Genomic DNA, 7,335 nt, shown 5'->3' with positions numbered 1-7,335 from the left:
TATTAATATTATGTTAAATAAATTAGGATGGTATAGGATAAAGGGTGTACTTTTGCGGCACTGAAAAACCAGGAGTAGTTCAGTAGCGCAGAAGAGCTTTAAGGAGCGGAGAATATAGAACTGATATCTACGGATACATGAGATAAAAACTTTTTAATTTTTAGATGATAAAAGTTGCGGAGTTTAAATTTTTTAGTATCTTTGCAGTCCGGTAAAACGGGAGCGCAGGAGTAGAAGGATTGAGGTTTTGAGAGGGGATTAGGGTTAACAAAAAACTTTAAATTTTCTTTAAGAAAACATTTGGTCAATTAGAAATTTATTTTTACTTTTGCACACGCAAATACGATAAAGCGAAACGACAGAAATTAGCTAAAGTAGGAGCGGAAGAATAGAGATCATTGAAATACAATATAACAACCAAGTAAGGAAAAACTAAAGCGTCAAAACTTTGAGTGAGTCAGAACAAACATACAATGGAGAGTTTGATCCTGGCTCAGGATGAACGCTAGCGGGAGGCCTAACACATGCAAGCCGAGCGGTATTTGTCTTTCGGGACGAAGAGAGCGGCGTACGGGTGCGGAACACGTGTGCAACCTGCCTTTATCAGGGGGATAGCCTTTCGAAAGGAAGATTAATACCCCATAATATATTAATTGGCATCAATTGATATTGAAAACTACGGTGGATAGAGATGGGCACGCGCAAGATTAGATAGTTGGTAGGGTAACGGCCTACCAAGTCAGTGATCTTTAGGGGGCCTGAGAGGGTGATCCCCCACACTGGTACTGAGACACGGACCAGACTCCTACGGGAGGCAGCAGTGAGGAATATTGGACAATGGGTTAGCGCCTGATCCAGCCATCCCGCGTGAAGGACGACGGCCCTATGGGTTGTAAACTTCTTTTGTATAGGGATAAACCTACTCTCGTGAGAGTAGCTGAAGGTACTATACGAATAAGCACCGGCTAACTCCGTGCCAGCAGCCGCGGTAATACGGAGGGTGCAAGCGTTATCCGGATTTATTGGGTTTAAAGGGTCCGTAGGCTGATCTGTAAGTCAGTGGTGAAATCTCACAGCTCAACTGTGAAACTGCCATTGATACTGCAGGTCTTGAGTAAGGTAGAAGTGGCTGGAATAAGTAGTGTAGCGGTGAAATGCATAGATATTACTTAGAACACCAATTGCGAAGGCAGGTCACTATGTCTTAACTGACGCTGATGGACGAAAGCGTGGGGAGCGAACAGGATTAGATACCCTGGTAGTCCACGCCGTAAACGATGCTAACTCGTTTTTGGGGCTTTATGCTTCAGAGACTAAGCGAAAGTGATAAGTTAGCCACCTGGGGAGTACGTTCGCAAGAATGAAACTCAAAGGAATTGACGGGGGCCCGCACAAGCGGTGGATTATGTGGTTTAATTCGATGATACGCGAGGAACCTTACCAAGGCTTAAATGGGAATTGATCGGTTTAGAAATAGACCTTCCTTCGGGCAATTTTCAAGGTGCTGCATGGTTGTCGTCAGCTCGTGCCGTGAGGTGTTAGGTTAAGTCCTGCAACGAGCGCAACCCCTGTCACTAGTTGCCATCATTAAGTTGGGGACTCTAGTGAGACTGCCTACGCAAGTAGAGAGGAAGGTGGGGATGACGTCAAATCATCACGGCCCTTACGCCTTGGGCCACACACGTAATACAATGGCCGGTACAGAGGGCAGCTACACAGCGATGTGATGCAAATCTCGAAAGCCGGTCTCAGTTCGGATTGGAGTCTGCAACTCGACTCTATGAAGCTGGAATCGCTAGTAATCGCGCATCAGCCATGGCGCGGTGAATACGTTCCCGGGCCTTGTACACACCGCCCGTCAAGCCATGGAAGTCTGGGGTACCTGAAGTCGGTGACCGTAACAGGAGCTGCCTAGGGTAAAACAGGTAACTAGGGCTAAGTCGTAACAAGGTAGCCGTACCGGAAGGTGCGGCTGGAACATCTCATTTTAGAGTCTCGTTTTCGGACGAGAATAAACAAAATTAAGGTACTTCAATGTACCATGCACTTACTTAAAGCGAAGCTTTAGTTTTTTATTTGGTTGCTATATATATAAAAATACACACCCACTAGAGATTAGTAACAGGGAACAAGAGATTTTAGATTATAAATTATAAATTTTAGATTTAAAAGTTATTTAAAATTTTCAATTTAAGATTTAAAATTATAACGAAGTCTCGTAGCTCAGCTGGTTAGAGCGCTACACTGATAATGTAGAGGTCGGCAGTTCGAGCCTGCCCGAGACTACTAATTGAAGGGAATTGCAGATTTTAAATTATAGATTTTAGATTATAACATATTGTTTTCATTTAAAATTTATCATTTAGAATTTAAAATTTCTACTAGAGGGGGAATTAGCTCAGCTGGCTAGAGCGCCTGCCTTGCACGCAGGAGGTCAAGGGTTCGACTCCCTTATTCTCCACGTATTGTATGGTGTACGGTAAGTACATACGTATGATGTATGAGGGTAATTTTACGGAAATGTATATTCTACATAATGACGGAGCCGTCATTAGTACATATTTCGGGATTACATGATTACAAGATTTAAGATCATTGACATTAACGGTAAAGACATCACAAAGAGAAAACCGAGCACTTATAAGTGCTTGAGTAACCTAAAAATAGGAAAGAAATCGTTAAGGGCGTATGGCGGATGCCTAGGCTTTCAGAGGCGAAGAAGGACGTGGTAAGCTGCGAAAAGCTCGGGGGATTGGCACACACGAATAGATCCCGAGATGTCCGAATGGGGCAACCCGGCATGTTGAAGACATGTCATCTTGATGTTTACATTAAGAAGCAAACCCGGAGAACTGAAACATCTAAGTACCCGGAGGAAAAGAAATCGAAGAGATTCCGTAAGTAGTGGCGAGCGAAAGCGGATTAGCCCAAAAGTCTTTATATATTTAGAAGAACGTACTGGAAAGTGCGGCCGTAGACGGTGATAGCCCGGTATTCGAAAGGTATATTTTGATGATAAATGAGTAGGGCGGGACACGTGAAATCCTGTCTGAATATGGGGGGACCATCCTCCAAGGCTAAATACTCCTGAAAGACCGATAGTGAACAAGTACTGTGAAGGAAAGGTGAAAAGCACTTCGAATAGAAGGGTGAAATAGAACCTGAAACCGTACGCCTACAAGCGGTCGGAGCCCACAAGTTGGGTGACGGCGTGCCTTTTGCATAATGAGCCTACGAGTTAATTTTACTAGCGAGGTTAAGGACTTCAGGTCCGGAGCCGGAGCGAAAGCGAGTCTGAATAGGGCGCATAGTTAGTAGGATTAGACGCGAAACCTTGTGATCTACCCATGGGCAGGTTGAAGCTCTGGTAACACAGAGTGGAGGACCGAACCGGTTGACGTTGAAAAGTCTTCGGATGACCTGTGGGTAGGGGTGAAAGGCCAATCAAACTGGGAGATAGCTCGTACTCTCCGAAATGCATTTAGGTGCAGCGTCGCAATAAAGTTTATTAGAGGTAGAGCTACTGATTGGATGCGGGGGTTTCATCGCCTACCAATTCCTGACAAACTCCGAATGCTAATAAATGTTCTGCGGCAGTGAGGGCATGGGTGCTAAGGTCCATGTCCGAGAGGGAAAGAACCCAGACCAACAGCTAAGGTCCCCAAATATATGTTAAGTTGAAGCAACGCGGTTGGACTGCATTGACAGCTAGGATGTTGGCTTGGAAGCAGCCATTCATTTAAAGAGTGCGTAACAGCTCACTAGTCGAGCGGTCCGGCATGGATAATAATCGGGCATAAACATATTACCGAAGCTATGGATTTATAATTTTATTATATCTGGTAGGAGAGCATTCTATTTGCGCCGAAGCAGTATCGTGAGGTATTGTGGAGCGGATAGAAAAGAAAATGTAGGCATAAGTAACGATAAAGGGGGCGAGAAACCCCCTCACCGAAAGACTAAGGTTTCCTCAGCCATGCTAATCAGCTGAGGGTTAGTCGGGACCTAACGCGAACCCGAAAGGGGTAGTGGATGGACAATGGGTTAATATTCCCATACTTGCTCACACTAAAAAGGGGACGGTTCGACGTAGCTATTGAAGACGGACGGAAGTGTCAAGGCCTAGCCTTCGGGCGAAGCTGTTATAGTGAAATCGGATCCAAGAAAAGCCGAAGTGAAGCAACCCGTACCAAAACCGACACAGGTGGTCGAGGAGAGAATCCTAAGGTGCTCGAGTGAGTCGTGGCTAAGGAACTAGGCAAAATAGTCTCGTAACTTCGGAAGAAGAGACGCCAGCAGCAATGCTGGCCGCAGTGAAGAGGCCCAGGCGACTGTTTATCAAAAACACAGGACTCTGCTAAATCGAAAGATGCTGTATAGGGTCTGACACCTGCCCGGTGCTGGAAGGTTAAGGAAGGGCGTTAGGGTAACCGAAGCGTTTGACTGAAGCCCCAGTAAACGGCGGCCGTAACTATAACGGTCCTAAGGTAGCGAAATTCCTTGTCGGGTAAGTTCCGACCTGCACGAATGGTGTAACGATCTGGGCACTGTCTCAGCCACGAGCTCGGTGAAATTGTAGTATCGGTGAAGATGCCGATTACCCGCAATGGGACGAAAAGACCCTGTGAACCTTTACTATAACTTCGTATTGACTTTGAGTAAGTAATGTGTAGGATAGGTGGGAGACTTTGAAGCAGGCACGCTAGTGTTTGTGGAGTCAACGTTGAAATACCACCCTTTACTTACTTGGAGCCTAACTTCTTTCAGAAGGACATTGCGTGGTGGGTAGTTTGACTGGGGTGGTCGCCTCCAAAAGAGTAACGGAGGCTTTCAAAGGTACCCTCAGCACGCTTGGTAACCGTGCGTAGAGTGTAATGGCATAAGGGTGCTTGACTGTGAGACCTACAAGTCGATCAGGTGCGAAAGCAGGACATAGTGATCCGGTGGTTCCGTATGGAAGGGCCATCGCTCATAGGATAAAAGGTACTCCGGGGATAACAGGCTAGTCTCCCCCAAGAGCTCACATCGACGGGGAGGTTCGGCACCTCGATGTCGGCTCGTCACATCCTGGGGCTGGAGAAGGTCCCAAGGGTTGGGCTGTTCGCCCATTAAAGTGGCACGCGAGCTGGGTTCAGAACGTCGTGAGACAGTTCGGTCTCTATCTATTGCGGGCGTTAGATGTTTGAGAGGGCTTGATTCTAGTACGAGAGGACCGAATTGAACAAACCTCTGGTGTATCAGTTGTACCGCCAGGTGCACCGCTGAGTAGCTACGTTTGGAAGAGATAAGCACTGAAAGCATATAAGTGCGAAACTCGCCTCAAGATGAGACATCTTTTAAGGGTCGTTGGAGATGACAACGTTGATAGGCTACAGGTGTAAAGTTGGTAACAGCATAGCCGAGTAGTACTAATTACCCGTAGATTTATAGCCTATTGGTTGCTGTAATCTTAACTTTAATTAATTAATAATAAGACAAGTGCTTATAAGTGCAGAACTGGTTTTGCCTTTGTGATGAAATTTACCGATAAAATTTGTAAAATGTAAAAAGTAAAAAGTATCATGTCAATACATGGTACCTATTACAACCGACATGATACAAGATATACCTTATTTAGGGTGGTTTTAGCGGTGGGGCTCACCTGTTCCCATTCCGAACACAGAAGTTAAGCCCACCAGCGCCGATGGTACTGCGACAAGCGGGAGAGTAGGTCGCCGCCAGTTTTTTATTAAAAGTCTCATACATTCATTTGTATGAGACTTTTTTCGTTTTATAACCAGAAGATAGAACATGAGATATTAGATACTAGATGTCAGACTTCAGACAACAGATATAAGACAGCATACCAATAAGTCCCTTTTTTATTTACTGCTTGCAATTACCCGAAAGATTTTCTTTGCTTAATGGCTTTAGCCTAAAATTAAAATCTTTATTGCAGGATTCAAATTAGTTTTTCGCCTTATGTCACCAATCATCAGATACCCTCACAAACCATAAGCTGTTTCATAGCTTAAAATCTAATTTATAACACTAAAAATTTCCTGACCTTTTAATCTCCCAGATGTTTGGATGGGATTATTATTCTATTGAATTAAATCGCCACTTCATCGTTCGTCACTGATCGAATATCTTAATACAATCATAGTTATAATACGTAATCAAAACTACTGTTATTCCTGTTTTCCCACGCTTCACTTTCACGGTTTCCATTACCAAAAAAAATTACCGTTCTATATTATTTAATCTGTTTAAAAAATGATTACATTTATAATCTACCGTAAGTACCTTTTTATATTTTAAAAAATATTCCAAGGAAACATCCCATGAAATTTAAGCATATCCGGAAATAAAATAGCAACGTCATTCCAATCTTCAAGGTTTTAAAAACCTTGAAGATTTAATTACAACAGATACACTAAAGAAACCTCTATAAATACGCTCTATCCATTTACTTTCCGGCAGTTTTACCTTTTATAAATACATGGTAACTCTTCTCATATTTAAAAATATATTCCAAACATCCGTGAAAATTTTTACTCGTATCCGGAAACCCAAATAAGAACCACCATTCCAATCTTCAAGGTTTTAAAAACCTTGAAGATTTAATTAAACAGGCACCCTAAAGAAACATCTAAAAAATACGCTCTACCCATTTACTTTCCCTGTCAGTTAATTGCAAATTATAAAAAATTTCGGCAAAAATATTCTGTGATTTTCTTGGATGTGCTTTATATGAATTAATTTCGCTAATCGCTAATCGCTAATCGCTAATCGCTAATCGCTAATCGCTAATCGCTAATCGCTAATCGCTAATCGCTAATCGCTAATCGCTAATCGCTAATCGCTAATCGCTAATCGCTAATCGCTAATCGCTAATCGCTAATCGCTAATCGCTAATCGCTAATCGCTAATCGCTAATCGCTAATCGCTAATCGCTAATCGCTAATCGCTAATCGCTAATCGCTAATCGCTAATCGCTAATCGCTAATCGCTAATCGCTAATCGCTAATCGCTAATCGCTAATCGCTAATCGCTAATCGCTAATCGCTAATCGCTAATCGCTAATCGCTAATCGCTAATCGCTAATCGCTAATCGCTAATCGCTAATCGCTAATCGCTAATCGCTAATCGCTAATCGCTAATCGCTAATCGCTAATCGCTAATCGCTAATCGCTAATCGCTAATCGCTAATCGCAACTGCTATGAAGAGTAGTAAAACAGAGCCTTAGTAAATAGTTCAGAAAACATTGAGTTAATGTGAGTAAATATAAAAAGACTTTTAAGGTCAATGATATCAGTATCTTATATCAATAAGTTTTCCACAATAGCCCTTCC

The 7,335-nt window shown here is 43.1% G+C and carries 2 tRNA genes and 3 rRNA genes; all 5 read left to right on the top strand.

Annotation, left to right across the window (positions count from 1 at the left end):
• Nucleotides 1–470 precede the first annotated feature (470 nt).
• A 16S ribosomal RNA gene (locus ODZ84_RS00025) occupies nucleotides 471–1,988 on the top strand.
• 224 nt (nucleotides 1,989–2,212) lie between these two features.
• A tRNA-Ile gene (locus tag ODZ84_RS00020) sits at nucleotides 2,213–2,286 on the top strand.
• A gap of 101 nt (nucleotides 2,287–2,387) precedes the next feature.
• A tRNA-Ala gene (locus tag ODZ84_RS00015) sits at nucleotides 2,388–2,461 on the top strand.
• A gap of 207 nt (nucleotides 2,462–2,668) precedes the next feature.
• Nucleotides 2,669–5,432, top strand: a 23S ribosomal RNA gene (locus ODZ84_RS00010).
• Nucleotides 5,433–5,614: 182 nt separating this feature from the next.
• Nucleotides 5,615–5,723, top strand: a 5S ribosomal RNA gene (gene rrf / locus ODZ84_RS00005).
• Together the 16S, 23S and 5S rRNA genes with 2 tRNA genes alongside form the textbook arrangement of a ribosomal RNA operon.
• Nucleotides 5,724–7,335: the final 1,612 nt, after the last annotated feature.

Origin of the sequence: Chryseobacterium fluminis (assembly GCF_026314945.1) — a bacterium.
Classification (GTDB): domain Bacteria; phylum Bacteroidota; class Bacteroidia; order Flavobacteriales; family Weeksellaceae; genus Chryseobacterium; species Chryseobacterium fluminis.
The sequence above is the reverse complement of the archived record's forward strand: the minus strand, read 5'-3'. Positions and strand labels throughout refer to the sequence as shown.